This is a genomic window from Pyrinomonadaceae bacterium (assembly GCA_036277115.1).
GTDB lineage: Bacteria > Acidobacteriota > Blastocatellia > Pyrinomonadales > Pyrinomonadaceae > UBA11740.
The window spans coordinates 594,482-612,059 of record DASUNM010000023.1; the positions used below are offsets into that span (position 1 = coordinate 594,482).

At 55.1% G+C, this 17,578-nt stretch carries 16 protein-coding genes; 9 read left to right on the plus strand and 7 right to left on the minus strand.

What is annotated here, in order from left to right; translation table 11 throughout:
• Positions 1-43 precede the first annotated feature (43 nt).
• Together VFX97_09520 and VFX97_09525 are read left to right on the plus strand one after the other, a co-directional pair.
• A complete protein-coding gene (locus tag VFX97_09520) occupies positions 44-622 on the plus strand; it encodes a peroxiredoxin (GenBank protein ID HEX5703423.1) in 579 nt (192 codons plus the stop codon).
• A gap of 77 nt (positions 623-699) precedes the next feature.
• Positions 700-1,185, plus strand: coding sequence for a redoxin domain-containing protein (locus VFX97_09525; GenBank protein HEX5703424.1), 486 nt, complete (start codon positions 700-702; stop codon positions 1,183-1,185).
• 225 nt (positions 1,186-1,410) lie between these two features.
• Here VFX97_09525 and VFX97_09530 read toward each other — a convergent pair whose 3' ends face one another.
• Positions 1,411-3,255: a phosphoenolpyruvate carboxykinase (GTP) gene (locus tag VFX97_09530; GenBank protein HEX5703425.1), complete on the minus strand. Its 1,845-nt coding sequence runs from the start codon at positions 3,253-3,255 to the stop codon at positions 1,411-1,413.
• Positions 3,256-3,455: 200 nt separating this feature from the next.
• Between VFX97_09530 and VFX97_09535 the strand changes: the two genes are divergently transcribed.
• The 4 genes from VFX97_09535 to VFX97_09550 all read left to right on the plus strand — a co-directional run bounded on the left by VFX97_09535 (position 3,456) and on the right by VFX97_09550 (position 7,701).
• Positions 3,456-4,304, plus strand: a complete 849-nt coding sequence (locus VFX97_09535) for a hypothetical protein (GenBank protein HEX5703426.1) — start codon at positions 3,456-3,458, stop codon at positions 4,302-4,304.
• A gap of 9 nt (positions 4,305-4,313) precedes the next feature.
• Positions 4,314-6,008, plus strand: a complete 1,695-nt coding sequence (locus VFX97_09540) for a metallophosphoesterase (protein HEX5703427.1) — start codon at positions 4,314-4,316, stop codon at positions 6,006-6,008.
• Between the two features lie 53 nt (positions 6,009-6,061).
• Positions 6,062-6,709 carry a hypothetical protein gene (locus VFX97_09545; protein ID HEX5703428.1) on the plus strand — a complete coding sequence of 216 codons (648 nt, stop codon included), beginning with the start codon at positions 6,062-6,064 and terminating at the stop codon, positions 6,707-6,709.
• 68 nt (positions 6,710-6,777) lie between these two features.
• Positions 6,778-7,701, plus strand: a complete 924-nt coding sequence (locus tag VFX97_09550; protein ID HEX5703429.1) for a hypothetical protein — start codon at positions 6,778-6,780, stop codon at positions 7,699-7,701.
• A gap of 22 nt (positions 7,702-7,723) precedes the next feature.
• Here VFX97_09550 and VFX97_09555 read toward each other — a convergent pair whose 3' ends face one another.
• The 5 genes from VFX97_09555 to VFX97_09575 form a co-directional block, all read right to left on the minus strand.
• Positions 7,724-8,551, minus strand: a complete 828-nt coding sequence (locus tag VFX97_09555) for a hypothetical protein (protein HEX5703430.1) — start codon at positions 8,549-8,551, stop codon at positions 7,724-7,726.
• A 261-nt stretch (positions 8,552-8,812) separates the two neighbouring features.
• Positions 8,813-9,661 carry a DMT family transporter gene (locus VFX97_09560; protein ID HEX5703431.1) on the minus strand — a complete coding sequence of 283 codons (849 nt, stop codon included), beginning with the start codon at positions 9,659-9,661 and terminating at the stop codon, positions 8,813-8,815.
• A gap of 82 nt (positions 9,662-9,743) precedes the next feature.
• Positions 9,744-10,205, minus strand: coding sequence for a hypothetical protein (locus tag VFX97_09565; GenBank protein HEX5703432.1), 462 nt, complete (start codon positions 10,203-10,205; stop codon positions 9,744-9,746).
• 47 nt (positions 10,206-10,252) lie between these two features.
• Positions 10,253-11,284: a 2Fe-2S iron-sulfur cluster-binding protein gene (locus tag VFX97_09570; protein HEX5703433.1), complete on the minus strand. Its 1,032-nt coding sequence runs from the start codon at positions 11,282-11,284 to the stop codon at positions 10,253-10,255.
• 269 nt (positions 11,285-11,553) lie between these two features.
• A complete protein-coding gene (locus VFX97_09575) occupies positions 11,554-11,946 on the minus strand; it encodes a carboxypeptidase-like regulatory domain-containing protein (GenBank protein HEX5703434.1) in 393 nt (130 codons plus the stop codon).
• Between the two features lie 415 nt (positions 11,947-12,361).
• Here VFX97_09575 and VFX97_09580 point away from each other — a divergent pair, with 415 nt between their 5' ends.
• On the plus strand, positions 12,362-12,637 hold the full coding sequence (locus tag VFX97_09580) for a GlsB/YeaQ/YmgE family stress response membrane protein (protein ID HEX5703435.1): 276 nt from the start codon (positions 12,362-12,364) through the stop codon (positions 12,635-12,637).
• Positions 12,638-12,685: 48 nt separating this feature from the next.
• On the opposite strand, the gene VFX97_09585 is transcribed toward VFX97_09580, so the two are convergent.
• The gene (locus VFX97_09585; protein ID HEX5703436.1) at positions 12,686-13,360 is read right to left on the minus strand and encodes a hypothetical protein; all 675 of its coding nucleotides are present in this window, start codon (positions 13,358-13,360) and stop codon (positions 12,686-12,688) included.
• Between the two features lie 190 nt (positions 13,361-13,550).
• Here VFX97_09585 and VFX97_09590 point away from each other — a divergent pair, with 190 nt between their 5' ends.
• Positions 13,551-14,225 carry a cytochrome c3 family protein gene (locus tag VFX97_09590; GenBank protein ID HEX5703437.1) on the plus strand — a complete coding sequence of 225 codons (675 nt, stop codon included), beginning with the start codon at positions 13,551-13,553 and terminating at the stop codon, positions 14,223-14,225.
• 64 nt (positions 14,226-14,289) lie between these two features.
• Positions 14,290-17,547: a TAT-variant-translocated molybdopterin oxidoreductase gene (locus VFX97_09595; protein HEX5703438.1), complete on the plus strand. Its 3,258-nt coding sequence runs from the start codon at positions 14,290-14,292 to the stop codon at positions 17,545-17,547.
• The last annotated feature ends 31 nt before the right edge of the window (positions 17,548-17,578 follow it).

Here is a 17,578-nt window from a genome sequence, read left to right on the forward strand (position 1 = left end):
GAATGAATCCGCGCGACCAATAGCCAATCACTTAGGAGGAAGAATGTCAGCAACAGGTACAGCAATAGCAACAACTTACGATGCGGCGCAGGTCGGAAAGCCGGCGCCGGATTTTGAAATTCCATCAACCAAGAACATCGAAAAATTGAACGAGCCGGTGAAGCTTTCCGATTATCGCGGCAAGTGGGTCGTACTACTTTTTTACCCGTTGGATTTTACTTTCGTTTGTCCCACCGAACTTACGGCGTTCAGCGATCGCTACGATGACTTCGAAGGCATTGACGCCGAAATAATCGGCGTTTCGACCGACTCAGCCTTTTCGCACCGCGCCTGGCTGCAAACCCCGCGCGACAAAGGCGGCGTTGAAGGCCTTCGCTTCCCGCTTGGCGCGGACATCACGAAGAGCATGTCCCGCGATTACGGCGTGCTGATCGAAGATCGCGGCATCGCCCTGCGCGGTCTGTTCGTGATCGATCCGGAAGGCGTCCTGCGTTACAAGGTCGTGCACGATCTGAACATCGGACGTTCGGCCGAAGAGACGCTGCGCGTTATCCAGGCGCTCCAGACCGGCGGCCTTTGCCAGGCTGAGTGGCGGCCAGGTCAGGAAACGATCAAGGCGTAAGGCTTCGTAACGTTGTTCTATCGGTCCCATTCGTCCCATAGGTTTATGGGACTTATGGGGCTGAGGAGATTTTTACCATGCCCATGAGAATTGGAACACCACTGCCTTCACTGGAAGGCGCAACCGAATGGCTGAGTAGTTCTGCCGCAGATGCTTTGAAAGATGCCGATGGACAACCGGTCTTGATTCACTTCTGGTCAGTGAGCTGCGGGATGTGTAAAGACAATCTGCCGCGCGTGGCCGAATGGCGTGAAGCGTATCGGGACGCCGGTTTGCGCGTCATCGCGATTCACATGCCGCGTTATCCCGCAGACATGAATGTTGATTCAGTGCGTGAGGCAGTCGCGAAATACGAAATCAAGGATGCGCTCGCTATCGACAACGAGCACAAGCTGCGCGACGCATTTCAGAACGACCACGGGTATGTGCCTGCGTATTACCTGTTCGACGCCCAACACAAATTGAAGAGCTTTGCGGCCGGCGAATACGGCGTGAAAGTCATTGACCCGGCGATTGTGAGGATGCTGGGAGCTCCCCAACTTGCGGAGCAAGTGACAGCATAAAGCCTGGGGCGTAAGCCCCAGGGATACATCAATCAAAATTCGTAAGCCCGCGGAGCGGCGACAGTACCGTTTTCAACCCTGTCGCCCGCTTTGCGGGCTTACTTATTAATTAGTAACCGATCCGTGGGGTTCCGCTTCGCTTCACCCCAGGGCGGGGTCCCCAGCCGAGCAGTTCGGCTGGGGTGCCAGGCTTTATGCTTACGCCCACTTCGCGGGCTTAACTTCTCACAACCTGCAGATCAACAACTCGCGTTCGTAAACCATCTCAGGCGGCAGTCGATCGTGAAGATCGAGGAACAACTCTTCGTGGCCCAGCACTTCCTGACGCCACGCGCCGCGCTCGAATGACTGAAGTTCGTCGAACTTCTCTTTCGGAAAATCCAGGCCTTCCCATTCCAGGTCTTCGTAACGCGGCACCCAGCCGATGGGCGTCTCCTGACCAAGCGCGCGTCCGCGCGAGCGATCCACAATCCATTTCAGCACGCGCATGTTCTCGCTGAAGCCCGGCCAAAGGAAATTGCCGTCTTTGTCTTTACGGAACCAGTTCACGTGAAAGATGCGCGGCGTCTCGCTGAGCGAGCGCTGCATTTGAATCCAGTGGCGGAAGTAATCGCCCATGTGATAGCCGCAAAACGGCAGCATCGCCATCGGATCGCGGCGCACCTTGCCGATCGCGCCGAACGCCGCCGCCGTCATTTCTGAGCCCATCGTGGCGCCGGTGTAAACGCCGGAGGTCCAGTTGAACGATTGATAGACCAGCGGCATCGTCGTCGCGCGTCGTCCGCCGAAAATGATCGCGCTGATCGGAACGCCGTTCGGGTTCTCCCAGTCAGGATCGATCGTCGGACATTGTGAAGCGGGCGCAGTGAAGCGAGCGTTCGGATGCGCGGCCTTGGCGCCAGACTCTTTCGCGATCGCGGGTGTCCACTTGTTGCCCTGCCAGTCCGTGCACTCTGCCGGCGGCTCGTCCGTCATGCCTTCCCACCAAACGCCGCCTTCAGGTGTCAACGCAACGTTGGTGAAGATCGAGTTCGTCGCAAGCGTCTTCATTGCGTTTGGATTCGTCTTTGCCGAAGTGCCCGGTGCCACGCCGAAGAAACCTGCTTCCGGATTGATAGCGCGCAGGCACCCTTCGGAGTCCGGTTTGATCCACGCGATATCGTCGCCGACGGTAAAGACCTTCCAGTCTTCGAATCCCGCCGGCGGAATCAGCATCGCAAAGTTCGTCTTGCCACAGGCGCTTGGGAATGCCGCCGTGACATAAGTCTTTTCGCCTTCGGGACTTTCGACGCCGACGATCAGCATATGCTCAGCCATCCAGCCTTCGTCGCGCGCGATGTTTGAAGCGATGCGCAGCGCGAAACACTTCTTACCGAGCAGAGCGTTCCCGCCATAACCCGACCCGAACGACCAAATCTCGCGGGTCTCGGGGAAATGAACGATGTACTTTTCAGTGTTGCACGGCCAGGGTACGTCTTTATCTCCCTGCGCGAGCGGCGCGCCGACTGAATGCATGCACGGCACGACCCGTTTGTAATCTTTGTCGATCTCGGCGTACACCGGCATGCCGATGCGCGCCATGATGCGCATGTTCACCACCACGTACGGCGAGTCAGTGAGCTGGACGCCGATCTGCGCCATTGGCGAGCCGATCGGGCCCATGCTGAACGGCAGCACGTACATCGTCCGGCCCTGCATCGAGCCATCAAACAGTTCCTTCAACTTTCGACGCATCGCGAACGGCTCTTCCCAATTATTGGTCGGACCGGCCGCATCTTTCGACAGCGAGCAAATGTAGGTGCGGTCTTCTACGCGCGCCACGTCGCTTGGGTGCGAACGCGCGTAGTAACAACCTGGCCAAAGCTTTTCATTAAGCTTGATAAAGGTTCCGCTCTCAACCATTTGGGCCTTCAAAAGCTCGTCTTCTTCGACTGAGCCATCGACCCAATGAATCGCCGCGGGCTTGGTCAAGTTCGCCATCTTTTCGACCCAATTGAGCAGGTGAACGTTGGTGCTGAGCGGTATCGAAGGATCGCGTTCGATCAACTTTTTGGTAACAGGAGAACTCATTGGTGACTCCGATCTGGTATCTGGAAATCGCGGTGATTAATTGAACATAAGTGTGACATCACACGCTTGCCGGAAGCAAGCTCATATAAGACCGTGGCCTGGTCTTTGCGATTGCTTTATACTACCCGCGTTTTGACGGACTGAGCTTCACTGTTCCCTTCCTGGGATGGGGAACAACTTTTACTCCGAACAGCATAAGCATGCTCCCTTTTGTTTCCACCAGCCCGCCGCTCCGGTTTACCGATCACCCCATCAATCAAGTTGGTGGGTGGTACCGCTGGTCGCCGGAATTCAGAGACAGTCTCTTAAAGCTACAGGACGTAATTTCGTTACTTCCGCCGCCCGAACTGATCCATCTTTACGAGGGAAAGCGTTATGACCAGACCTACACGGTTAAGACTGAGCTAGTGGATCGCGAGCTGCACGAAATTCTATTTCAATCGGCCCTGGCACTCCGCGAGATGACACCCGCGGATGAAATAAGGCTGTTTTCCGGGTTGATCGATCAGGACATTTCCAGCGAGACGTTACATTTCCTCTTCTCTTATTATCAGCATTGTCTCGGCGTGATCTCGGGCAGACATGATGCAGCGCTATACGCGCCGCTGGGAGATTTGTCGGAAACCGGCTTTCCCTTTCCTCCGCACGCCGACCTGTATTTGCAAAAATCGCTCTGGGTAGTCTTCGACAAGGTACCTCTTGATGAGTCCGGCCAAACAGTGCTTATTTCAACCCATGACTTCATGCGGGCCCTGCACCGGCTCGAGACGATGCCCGAGGATGCCAAAGTTCACGTGACCAGTCTTTTGACGCAAGATTTCGACGAGGATAAGTTTGACGACTTCTTCTACTTCTTGTATGCGAAAGAGGCCCAGTGGACGGAAGAACTGGCGGCCGTTTTAGCCGCCCGTCAGCTAATGATCAAGTTTCAAAGGGGCGAAGGTTTCCTGTTGAATGACCGCCGCTGGCTGCACGGCCGTACGACCACCAGTGGCGCAGTTCGCGAAGACAGATTGCATCGTTTGACTTTCACCACGACGGAGGTTTGAAGAGTTCCCATGTTCACTCTACTTCACCTATCAGATCTTCACTTTGGAACCGACCACGCTTTTGCCCAGAAGAAAAATCCGCAAGGCCTTTCCGGGCTGGGAGCAGCTATTCAACGCGTTCTTTCGGACAATCTTGTGAAAATAGATCACGTCGTTTTTACGGGGGACTTCTTTACTCGTGATCAATTCAAGGATCGTACTCAGGCAGAAAAGGGCATCAAGAGTCTGCAAAGCGCCCTCGGTCTAACTAATGACCAGCTTTCTTTTCTGCCCGGAAATCATGACCTGACCTGGGATGAAGACATTGAAGATCGATTTATCAGCTACGATGAACTTGTGCGCGCGTTTGGCCGGGACGACTGCGGCCAGGCGAATTTACCGGTAGTTAAGCAACTTAACGCGCCCGACTCGGCGCGGCCCATTCTGCTTGCGCTGCTGAACTCGTGCACCGTCGAAGGGAAAGCATTGGCGGGCATCGGCAACATCGGCGAAGAGCAACTGGATCGGTTGAAAGCCGGCATGCAAAGCAAAGTGCAACCGGCCCAGGAATACGTATTAATTGCCGCTTTGCATCATCACCTCCTGCCAATCTATCCCATCGAGAAAATTGAAGACGCTGACTGGCCCACAGATGCACCCAAAGGTCGATCAAGTCACACCCTTGACGCCGTGGACGTGCTGAACGAGTTGTCGGCTCTTAACACCGCGTTGATTATTCACGGACATCAGCATCGCCCGGCGGTCATCTCTTACCACGATAGACTCCATGAAAGTCGACCGTTGACGATTGCGGCGTCAGGAAGTTGCGCAAGCAAACATGATGAGCGCCAGTTCTTCGTTTACGAAATAGGCCATGATGAAATAACGGTGCGCTCTTTCACTCAGCCGAAAAGTGACACACGCTTTTCACCGTTCAAGGCGCCGCTAACGATCCCACTTCCTCATATCTCGCAGTTCTCAAATCAATACTGTTTGGAGGAAGCCAAAGTACGTCACCATGTGGTCACGACGTCGGATGTTTCAGGCGAGGACGTATCGGATTTGCATCTTTTCTTTATGAGCGTGAAATCGTGCGCAGAATCGCGGGAAATCGTACGGGAATTCGTCAAGACACTACCACCTAACATTTGCACGCTAAACGGAATGTACGATCTGCTTGGCAAGTGGGACCTGCTCGTGCGCCTCCGGTTCAGTCAGAAAGCCCCGGCAGTGTTATTTAGAGAATTCAAAGATAACCTTCATCAGAAATTGATAACCGGACTTCAAATGGAAAAGTCGGGTCCGTTTTTTACGGACTATAAGCACATTGATGTGCTTAGAGAGGCTCGGTCTTTGTCAGAATTGCTGGAAAAACCTGTCGCGCCTGTCGCCGCAATACGACGCAGGGTTCTCGACGATCCACAAGCGTATGATCGCCAGCGGTGCCAGCGCGGCTTGCTGTACATAAAGCTTCCCGACGAGCGCAACTCAAAAACCAGGATGATAGGCGACCTCGACACGGAGCTAAAGAAAGATCCGATCATCGAAGCGATTTACCGGGGAGAAAATGAGTTGGTTATTGAAACATTCATGACCTGTGCGCAGTCGACGGCATTGAACCACCTGAATCGCAAGATAGAAAAAACGCTGTCCGAATTTGGCTCGCAGAAGTACACCATGTTTTGTTACGGATACGACGAATTAGAGATCACTGCCAAGCAATGATCCTGGAGAGTCGCAGCTTATCGCGTTTCCGGCTCACGGTTGACTCGCTAAAAATGATCACTCCGCCGACGCGTGACAAATTCACCGCGCGCGAGTGGAAACTGATCCAACGTCTCCGCACGCCACAGCAGGTCCAACGATTTCTCACCGCGATGCCCTACAACATGGAGCGGAGCGGAGAAACGGCGCGTTCTTTTCGCGATGTGGTAAACCGTAACCAGGCACATTGTCTCGAAGCGGCCGTGGCCGCCGCGGTTATTCTGGAACAACATGGGTATCCGCCTCTGCTTCTCGACCTCGAATCGGTCGACCTGCTGGATCATGTGATCTTTGTTTTTAAAGAAGGCGGTCGCTGGGGTTCGATTGCCCGTTCTCGCGACTTTCCACTGCACGGACGCAAACCTGTGTTCAGGAGCCTGCGAGATCTCACGTGGAGCTATTATGTTCCGTACATCGACATGACCGGCCGCCTCAAAGGTTATGGTCTGACGAGCCTCTATGATCTTGGCAACTACGACTGGCGCTTCAATGCGCGGAATATGCACAAGATAGAAGATCACTTGCGCGCAATTCCGCATAAGAAGCTTCGCTCATCCGATCGTAGTTACAAGGACTGGCGCGAACGGTACAAGAAGTACAAAAAGCGATTCCCTGATCGCCCGCCGGCCTATTATCCAAATCGCCATCAGTGGATGAGGTAAAGCGGCTTGCGAGATCGTTTCGCTTCGCCTAAATTGCATCGTCTCGGTTTAATGACAAGGAGGAGTTGATGAACAAATTACTTCGGATCGGCCTCATAACAATCGCTGCTGCCACAGCGGTCTCGGCGCAAACATACAAACCCGGCATTGAACACCAATCGCTGATGAACATGCGTTACTACGAAAACACCGGCGGGTTTCTCGTCGAAGACCTGGAAGTCGTGTTTCCGCCGGCGAACGTCGGCGAAGCAAAGCTGGTCGTAACCGATCAAGCGGGCACGGTTGTTGACAGCGTGCCCTTGCGTTACGAGCGGATGGAGTTTCCCGCCTTTGGTCGGTTTCGCGCCGCGAGCGGTCACCCCGGAAATCTTCGCGTTGGCAAATCCGGCAGCTTCGTCATGTCAGTGATCGCCGACGGACAGCCGCTTACTTCCCTGCCGTTCACGCTTCGCGAAGAGAACAGCGCTGATCCATTCAATCCGGTGAAGCGCTTTGTGCGCGATGGATCGTGGCGAGACCTCGCATACTTCACCGTCGTGCCGGACGATCCGAACGGCGAAGTGACTTTCAACTGGTGGATGAGTACGAGCGAACTGCCCGCCGGAATGAAACAGGGCCAGGTTACGCTTCACTTGCTGGTCAACGGAAAGGAACTCGCCGCCAGTCGCGGGCCCGTGGTTGCTTCAACTAATGACTGGTACTTCTTTGCCCACAAACAGCTGAACGTGCCGACCATGCCGCGCAATCATTGGCTGACGCTCGCTGACCTGACTAAGCAGAATGGTGATGTCGCACTCGTGCTGAAAACCAATGGCCAGGCGTTCAAGACTTACAAAATGACCGTCAGCGGCGGACAAATCCAACGCTTGCCGCGCAGTGCTCTGAACTTTGAGCCCCACGCGCAATGGATCTCGCCGAGGTTCGTCGACGTGTCTTCCGGATCGAACTCCAGCTACAAGATGTTTGAGATGTTCTGGGTGAAGAAGCAGTGAGAAGCTTGCTGGTTTAGCAGAGTCATTTTGCCGGGAGGTCTTTCGCTGCCAGCGCCACCCACTGCGGGAAGTCTTTGCAAATAGCTACTCTATACTCCTCAGTCTTCTGATTGAAAATATCGGCGTACGATTTGCGGCTGGCCTCCATTTGAGCGGAAATTTCCTCGCGAGGCTTACCTTCCTTTAACCAGAAGCCGGCGAGATCGACGGAAGCGAACGGGGAAGCCTTAAACGCCGCCTCGTTCGCGGCTTTATGCTCTGGAAATCGTTCGGCGCAGACGCTCTGGTAATCGCTCAGCTTCGAGGTCCACACCGTCAACGCATCCATTGTCTGCGCGCTTTGAACTATCTTAAGGATTTTGCCGACGTCATTTGGATCGTTGGATTGAAGCAGGAAATTGATGACGGCCGTGCCATTCACTGAGAACCCCTGAGTCAAAAGCACGAACTCGCCGGGTGCGGGACGCGAATCTGTAATCGTCACGTAATGAACTTCAGGCGCCGTGCCGTAAGTGCGAAACTGCAGTGCCTTTTCTTTCGACCGGCTCACGTACTGTGACAACTCGGCGGTGATGCCGGCGCGTCTCTTGCTCAAGTCGATAGTGATGTCGCGCGCGCCGACGGATATCTCACAGTGACGAAGTTCACCTTTACAAAGGATTCTCGGGCCCATCGTGTAATGAGGTGGGCCAAAACTATGCTCAAAGCTTGCCGGCACACTCCATTTGATTCGACCGACGGCGAAATAGCCTTTGATATTTTCGGCGGCCGGTGTCTGGGCAAACAAAACCGGGCCAAGGATCGTTACCAGCATCACTGCGGCTAAAGCGAACTTGAAAACGATCTTCATCAGGATTTCCCTCCGACAGGGCGGGGCGGATTGTATTTCTATTGACGAGCGAGATTCAAGGTTTTGTCATCGCCAATGCTTTGCACAAAAGTCGGCCTCTTGCTCGTTCGCCCCCATCTCTGCAAGCTGAGAGGGGGTTTGGGAGAGAGGTGACGCGCGACGAACCCCCCGGCCCCTCCCCGCTTGCGGGAGGGGAGAAAGCTAACGCCAATGAGTCTTGTGCAAAAACGTTTGAGATGTACTGGGCAGCGGTGAACGTGATCACTCGTGCGCGACGAGATCCGGCGTCACGGTTTTTTGCTTGCGCCGCGCTTCGCTGAACATGTGAGCGATTACCGAAGTGATGATGATGGCGCCACCCACAATCGCCCACCCGGACGGGCGCTCGCCAATGAACATGAACACCCAAATCGGATTCAGCACCGGCTCGATGTAACCGATGATACCGGCGTCGAGCGAGCGCACTCCGCGCGCCATCGCCGAGGTGAACAGAAGGTAGGCGAAACCAATCTGGATAATCCCGAGATACGCGACCGCCGCAAAATCCGCCGCGGTTATTCCTTTCTGAACTGCGCCGAAAAATGCCGGCGCACAAATCAGCACAACCAGCAGGTTCCCGTAGATGGTTGAGACTGCCCGGTTCACCTGCCGCGCTTGCGAATGGCGCAGCAGTAAAAAGAAGAACGCAAAACAAACGCCGGAGGCCAACGCGAAAAGATTGCCGGTGACGTCCTGCGGCCTCAGCTGGCCGACGAAAAACAGCGACATACCGGCAAGACAGGCGGCGACGGTGACAAAATCACGCGCGCGAAACTTCTCTTTGTAGAAGAGCGGCTCGAGTAAAAGCACGTAAACCGGCGCCGTGTATTGCAGAAAGATCGCGTTCGCCGCCGTCGTTAGTTTTGTGGCGAGCACAAACAACAGCAGGAGCGCCGCATAAAAAACTGCCGTGATCGCACTGATGCGATTGAGGCCGAGCCCTTCACGCCGCGTGAAGATGGCGATGGTGATGGCCGCCAGCAGTGAACGTCCGAACGAAAGTTCAAACGCAGAGAGTTCAGTCGCTTTGATGAAGAGGCCGCCGGTGCTCCACAGAACAGCGGCGCCCATGACGAGAAATAACGGAGACTTGGTCTTCAGTTGGCTCAGTGAAGTGTTATCAGAAGCTGGTTTTCGATGCCCATTCTTTGCACTAACCCCGGGTGCGTCTAATCAGAACCTTATTCAATAAGTTCGAATGCTCCCAGAGCTTCTTCTTGTTCCTGGTGAACGAGTAGCTCAGCGCATCTCCGGTCATCAGGTTGCACTTGTCCTGAGGGCAAAAAGTGAATTCCCAAATCAACTCGTCTTTCGAGTTTGAGACCACGATGCGATAGGTTTCGGCGCCGGGCGTCTCCTCCACCTTATACTTTTTGAATTTGCCGCTAAACTTAACGCCTGCTTCGGCCATGCCCTGAACCAGTTCGATTTCGTGCTCGCTGAACGCAATGCGCTCGATTTTGTTAGGCTCTGGCCCGCTCAGGTTCGCCCACTCGCCCAGGATCCAGCTCGGTGGATTGAATAAGTTTTCAGGTTTTGTTTGCGCGGATCCGGCAACCCCGGCGATTGAGATAACGGATAGCAGGAAGATGGTTTTACGAATTAGCGAGTTCATGCCCTGATAATAAGTCCGCTCTTGTCCATCGCCAATAGTTTTTAAGCTCAATTTTCTTTGCTGTTGCCCAGGTCAAAGTTTTTCAAACTCTTCAGATACTTTCCAAATTGGCCATTCCAGGGCGGAATCACGATTGAGACCGCGCCGCTGGCCTGCGCCTGACACGCCAAACGAATCAGAGGTTTTGGTTCAGCCGTGTCGATGTAGCCGAATTCTTTGATCTTCGTGCCCTCGCGCGCCGCGACGTCGGAAAGCTTTTCCGCGCCGCCCAGCACGCCCACCCAACACGTGCCGCAGGAAGCGGAGCGACATTCGACCGGGATCGGACCTTCAATTCGTCTCGGATCGATGGCGGTCCAGTCGCGCGATTGATCTTCGGCGGCGCCCCACGCAAGATCCTGGGCCTCGCGCAATTTGTATTTCGCTTCGTTATCGTTTTCGTCCCAGGTGATTGTCCACTGCTTATCAACCGTCTTGAGAAAACCTAACAATCCCTGACTGTCATCCTTCGCCCGCGCGTTCAAGATCTCTTCAGGATTTTGCTTGAGGTGTTTTTTGTCGATGGCCAGCGTGCCCGGCGCGGCTTTGAATGCTTCGAGTCCGACTTGGCGGACCGTCATGAAGGCCACTGCCGTAATGCCGACCAGCAGCGATTCGTCTTTTTTCAGTTCTGCGGCCACGGTAGAAGCGACCGAGAAAACCTGCTCCGCGAGCACAGCTTGGACAGTAGCCTCCGCTTTCTCACCGGCCAACGACTGCTGAAGGCGATGCCACTCATTCGCATATTGCTCAACCGCGGCTTTAACCTGAGGCCAAAACCGATGGCCATAAAGAAAGTGATGCGACGAATCGATCCGGGCTTTCAGCTCGTAATCGCCCTGAAGGAGCAGCTCGCGGGCGAGCTTCTCGCGATCGTCAGTTTCCTGAAGCGCGCGATGCAAAGACAGCGGGTAAAACGCGAACCAGATTTGCGTCGCGTTGCGGTCGACTTCGTGGACAGTTCGCAGGAGGGTCGCGAGCGCGGCCGCCCAGGACTCTTCGGTCTGTTGTTCCAGGTACGTTTCGAAAGCAGTTTTCATGATCACCAGCGTTCAGACAGGAATTTCTCGCCCTAAGAAAACGTGTAGTTTAACAGCAACGCACAGGCCTTCCAACCCAACGTCGGAGCGGTGGGGACATCGAGTCACTGGTCTTTGCGGCCCACAGGGCCGCGATGTTTATAGAACGCAAGTGCAAAAAAACTCCGCGCGCAGCGAGATGTGGTCTCGCTACGCGTGGAGCCTTGGTTACGACGATGCGGGCTATAAACATCCTGCTCCTGGCGGAGCAAAACCCGCGATTCGGTTGGTTACTTCTTTCGAACCAGAGTCACTCGGACGGGCTCATTAAGGGAGCTGGCCGGAACTTCAATTTCCATTGTCTTGAAACCCTTGGCTTTTATTTTCAGCTTCAGCGTGCCCATGTGAATCGGCGGCAAAACCGCCACGCCGCGCGCGTTCGTGTCATTCCAGCTTTCACAGAAATATCCGTCCGAGCGGGTGGATTCCAGTTTAGCGTGAGCGTTTTCGACAGGATTTCCGTCCTCGTCGACAACTCGCAGATCAAGCCGGCCGACTCCGTTCGCTTCCTTCGGAGCGGCGCCCATGTTCGGCGGATCGTTAGGATTTTGGGATTGAGCTTGCGCCAGACCGACTGAGAAAGTCGCGGCGACTAAGAATAGAGAGATTAGAAACTTCGACATAAACTTTGAAACTCCTTGTTTAATCTGAAGCCGACGCTATTGAATTTGTGAGGTTCGCGATGCGGCGGTTAAGCCAATTTGTAAACCGCTAGGCTTAGTGTCTTGGGGGCGCTTCAGGGTTGCCATTACCGGCGTCCTGCCTTGGGATTATAACGAGTCGAATGGGCGGTTGGGAAGGCTTTTGTTTACGCCTGTAGTCTCATAAGTTGTTCTACTTCCAGAATCTATGTGTGACTCTGTGTCTCTGTGGTGAATTATCAGCAAATATCACCACAGAGACACCGAGAACCACAGAGCACCCAAAGAAACAGGACACCCGCGTTGCGACCGGTGTTTGACTTGCGCGCGCGTACCCTGATAATGCAGCAACTACCTAAAGTCCCCTCTTGAAAGTTGACGGTTTGGAGGAACAGTTATGCTGATTCAATTCCTGGTTCTGCTCTTGGTGGCGGGCGTGTGTGGCGCTTTAGGGCAAGCGATTGTCGGCTATTCGCATGGCGGATGCCTGGTGTCGATTGCGCTGGGATTTATCGGCGCGTTGCTGGGGACCTGGTTGGCGGGAGCGCTTCACCTGCCTGAACTGATCGTAATACCCGTCGGCGGCATGACGTTCCCAATCGTCTGGTCGATTATCGGAGCGGCTTTGTTCGTTGCGCTTATTAATTTGATAAGCCGGCGCGGAAGGTATTAGTGGCGCGGATGAGGGTGCGGGTTTGTTACTTCACAGACGGTGGGTGAACTAGCCACTATCGTTCGCGCCGCCGTGACGAACTTCTCGATGGCCGTCGAACCACCACGCAAGCGGCACGAACAGGAAACTGGAGAGCGCGCCGATGGCTAACTTGTTCACGCTCGACGGCGCAGGTCCGAACACGACGACTCCATAGAGGGCAACGATCGCGGCTACGAAAGCCCAGAAACCATAACTTCCAAACTTATCTTTCGCTCTTGTCTGAAATATATAGATTGCCACTCCCACCGCCAGCAGCGTCAGCTCAACCGCCACCGCAATCCAACGACGGTTCCATAATCCCAGACCTAACAGACGGCTGCTGCCCGCTTGCAAAGGCAAACCCGGCCAGTGCATCACGTAATCCAGCAGCCAGTGGCTGATAACTCCGACCCAAACCGCGATCGCGCCGGCGAGATAGCGCGCGACTCCGAAATAGATGGACGCGAACAAAGTCGCCCATCCGAGCGCGGCCACCAGTCCATGTGAGATCGGATATGAATCGAATTGCAGCCGAAGAAATGGATTGGGACTATCGACGATCGAGACGTGCTCCCAACCGATCAGCACTAATACCGGCCAAATGAGATCGAGAAGAATTGGCGCGGCAATCAGGATTCCGAGTGAAGTTCTCGGCGCAAACCGCTTCGCTGCAAGCCCAACCGCATAGTGTCCGACAAACATTTGTGAGATCGCATGCTACCACTTATTAAACAATCGTTTGAAAAATATTCGGCTTCTCGTTAAAGTAAGCGCACTACAAGCAATTCGAGTACTACTTTGGAGAAACGTTGAGATGCGGGAATTGCCCCGCTCGCCCGGAACGAGGACGTGGTAGTTTGTCTTCGTAAGGGTTTTAGATTCATCTGCGGCAATGCCTCAGATATTTCGACACAGCACAAACTATCTGGCGCGAGCCACGATTTTTGGCGCCATTTTCTTTCTGGTCGCCGCGATGTTCGTTGGCGTCGGCATCAATCGTTCTGGCTGGAACACCGGCGCGTACATCGAGCGCCAACAACCAATTCAATTTAGTCATAAGCATCACGTGGGCGATGACGGCGTCGATTGCCGCTACTGCCACACGAGTGTGGAGACATCTGCGTCGGCCGGCATTCCGTCCACTGATGTTTGCATGAGCTGCCACAAACAGATCTGGGCGGACAGTCCTTACCTCGAGCCGGTGCGCGCCAGTTTTAAGACGGGCAAGCCTTTGGAGTGGATTCGCGTGCACGACTTGCCGGACTACGCATACTTCAATCACTCGATTCACGTGAATAAAGGCGTCGGCTGTTCGACGTGTCACGGGCGCATCGACGAGATGCCGGTCGTTTATCAGACGGCATCGCTGCAGATGGAGTGGTGCCTCGAGTGTCATCGCAAGCCCGAGCAATACGTGCGACCGCAGGAAAAAGTGTTCGACATGGAATGGCAGCCGCCTGCTAACCAGAAAGACGAAGGGGCAAGGTTGGTGCAGAAGTACAACATTCAGATCAAGACGAACAAGGGTCAGAGTGTTTTGACAAGCTGTTCAACCTGTCACCGGTAGGAGTGGCACAGACTTCAGTCTGTGAAAGCGGAAACCACAGACTAAAGTCTGTGCCACAAAGCTAATGAGTAACGATCGTCACATCAATTTCAAGCTTCTTCGAGATCGCATCATGCGTGATCAACCACCCGCTACAGGTGGTTCTGACTCCACTTCGTCGCCCAAAGAATACTGGCGTTCGCTGGAAGATCTCGCGGGTTCGCCAATCGTCGAAGAGTTCGTGCGACGCGAGTTCCCGCATGCCGCCGACGAATGGAATGACCCCGTCGAGCGCAGAACGTTCCTTAAGATCATGGGTGCGTCGCTGGCACTCGCCGGCTTGAGTGGTTGCGTGATCCAACCACCCGAGAAGGTTGTTCCATACGTTCGCCAACCTGAAGAACTCATCCCGGGTAAAGGATTGTTCTTTGCCACCGCAATGACGTTGGGCGGTGTCGCGGTGCCTTTGCTCGTGCGCAGCAATGAAGGACGGCCGACGAAGATCGAAGGTAATCCCGAACATCCCAGCAGCGGCGGATCCACGGCGAGCGATATTTTTTCCCAAGCCTCGATCCTTTCGCTCTACGACCCAGATCGTTCGCAAACGCCGCTCTATCGCGGCGAAACGCGCCCCTGGACAACATTCGTCGCTGAGATTCGCGGGCTGCTCGAAAGAGAAAACGATGGCATCCGCGCGAAACGCGGCGCCGGCCTGCGCTTTCTGACTGAGGCGATTACTTCGCCAAGTCTCGCGGCGCAGATGCGGCAAATTCTCACGGACTTTCCCGAAGCGAAGTGGCATCAGTACGAACCGCTCAATCGCGACAACGCGCGCGCCGGCGCGATCCTCGCGTTCGGCCAGGACGTGCACACGACCTACGACTTCAGTAAAGCTGATCGGATTCTTTCGCTCGGTTCTGATTTCTTAAATGGTCATCCGGAGAATCTGCGCTACGCGCGCGATTACGCGCGTCGCCGCGGCGTCGATCGCAACCAGACAGAGATGAATCGGCTGTACGTGATTGAAAGCACGCCGACATTGACGGGCGCGAATGCCGATCATCGGTTCGCCGTGAAGCCCAGCGAAATGATGAAGTCGATCGGCCCCGCCATCATTCAATCGTTCGGCAAAACCCAAGCCAGCGCGGGTATCATCGTCCCGGTCGGCTCGCTCAACGCAGTTCAGCAAGACCTCATGAGTCACAGAGGCTCGTCGCTTGTTATTGTCGGCGCGGATCAACCTGATTACGTCCACGCGATGGGCCACGCGATGAACGATTCGTTAGGCAACGTCGGCAAGACAGTCTTCTACAGCGATCCGCTCGAAGCGAACTCAGTCGATCAAACACAGTCGCTGCGTGAACTCGTTACCGACATCGATGGTGGCAGAGTCGAGACGCTGGTAATCATCGGAGGCAACCCGGCTTATAACACGCCGATTGATCTGCGGCTCGATTTCAATCGGCTGAGCAAGGTAAAGCTGCGCGCGCACCTGAGTCTCGACAACAACGAAACGTCGGACATTTGTCATTGGCACATTCCGGCGGCGCACTATCTGGAATCGTGGGGCGACACCCGCGCGTACGACGGGACCGTGACGCTGGTGCAGCCGCTGATCGCGCCGCTGTACGACGGCAAGACCGCGCACGAGATGCTCGCGCTGTTCTCGGATAACTACGACAAAAGGCCTTACGAAATTGTGAAAGAGTACTGGCGAACTGCGGGAGCCCGGAGTCAGGAGTTAGGAGCCGGAACAACAGCAGGGCTCAGGAGTCAGCAGTCGGGAGCCGCGCGCACCGCTTCAGCTCAGCCAAGCGCTTCACCTTCGCCAACACCGGCGTCTTCACCAACGCCGGCGACCTCCACCGATTTCGAGAGCCAGTGGCGCAAGTGGCTGCACGATGGGTTCATTCCCAATACCGCACTGCCGGCGAAAACAGTTGCGGCAAAGTCAGATTGGGCAAGCGCCCTGCAAAATGCAGGCGGGACGCCTGCTCCGGCAAACACTTTCGAACTGGTCTTTCGTTCGGATCCATCAATATACGACGGACGCTTCGCGAACAACGGCTGGCTCCAGGAATTGCCGAAGCCGCTCACCAAAGTCACCTGGGACAACGTCGCATACGTCAGTCCGGCCACCGCGCAAAAGCTCGGCGTGACGCCACCGAATTACGAAGAAGACAAAAAGGGCAAGCAGGCTTTCGTTGACATGGTCCAGCTTGGGCTGGGCGACAAGACGGTCAGCAAATCAGTCCCCGTGTGGGTGATGCCGGGGCAGCCGGATGACGTTATTACGATTCATCTCGGCTATGGACGATTGTTCGGCGGACGCATCGCGCCGAACGTCGGTTTCAGCGCATACGACATTCGGCGTTCGGACATGGCCTGGACGGCGGCCGGCGCGTGGGTCAACAAAACCGGTCAGCGGTACGAACTGGCGACCACGCAAGTGCACTTCAGTATGCAGGCGCCGTCCGAGACGAAGCCGCGCGACATCCTGCGCGAGTACTCAATCAAAGAATACGAGCACGACAAAGATCATCTACGCGAAGAGCAAGCGCATTTAAAAGAAGAGCTGCACGAACTCTCTTTGTATCCCGAATTCGATTACAAGAATCAGGGGCTGGGCTACGCGTGGGGCATGTCGATTGACTTGAACAGTTGTATCGGCTGCAACGGCTGCATGGTCGCCTGCCAGGCGGAAAACAATATTCCGATTGTCGGCAAGGAACAGGTCGCGCGCGGCCGCTCAATGCACTGGATTCGGGTCGATTCTTATTTCAAAGGTGAAGAGGCGAAACCTGAAGGGCCATTCTTCCAACCCGTGCCTTGCATGCATTGCGAGAACGCGCCGTGCGAACCGGTCTGCCCGGTGCACGCGACGGTGCACAGCGCGGAAGGCCTGAATGACATGGTTTACAACCGGTGCGTCGGGACGAAGTACTGCTCGAACAACTGCCCTTACAAAGTGCGCCGCTTCAACTTTTTCCTTTACAACGACTGGGACACGCCGACTTATCAGTTGATGCGCAATCCGGACGTGTCGGTGCGCAGCCGCGGCGTGATGGAGAAATGCACTTACTGCGTCCAGCGAATTCAGGCCACAAAGATTCAGTCAGAGATTGAAGGCCGTCCGGTGCGCGACGGCGAGATCGTGACCGCATGCCAGCAGGTCTGCCCGACGGAAGCGATCGTATTCGGCAATATTAACGATCCGAACAGCAAGGTTTCGAAATTGAAAGCGCTCGAGCGCGATTATGGATTGCTCGCGGAGCTGAACACGCGGCCCAGGACAACGTACTTGGCGGCGTTGAGGAATCCGAATCCGGAAATTAAGGGATAGGTCCCATCCGTCCCGTACGTCGCCTATGTCC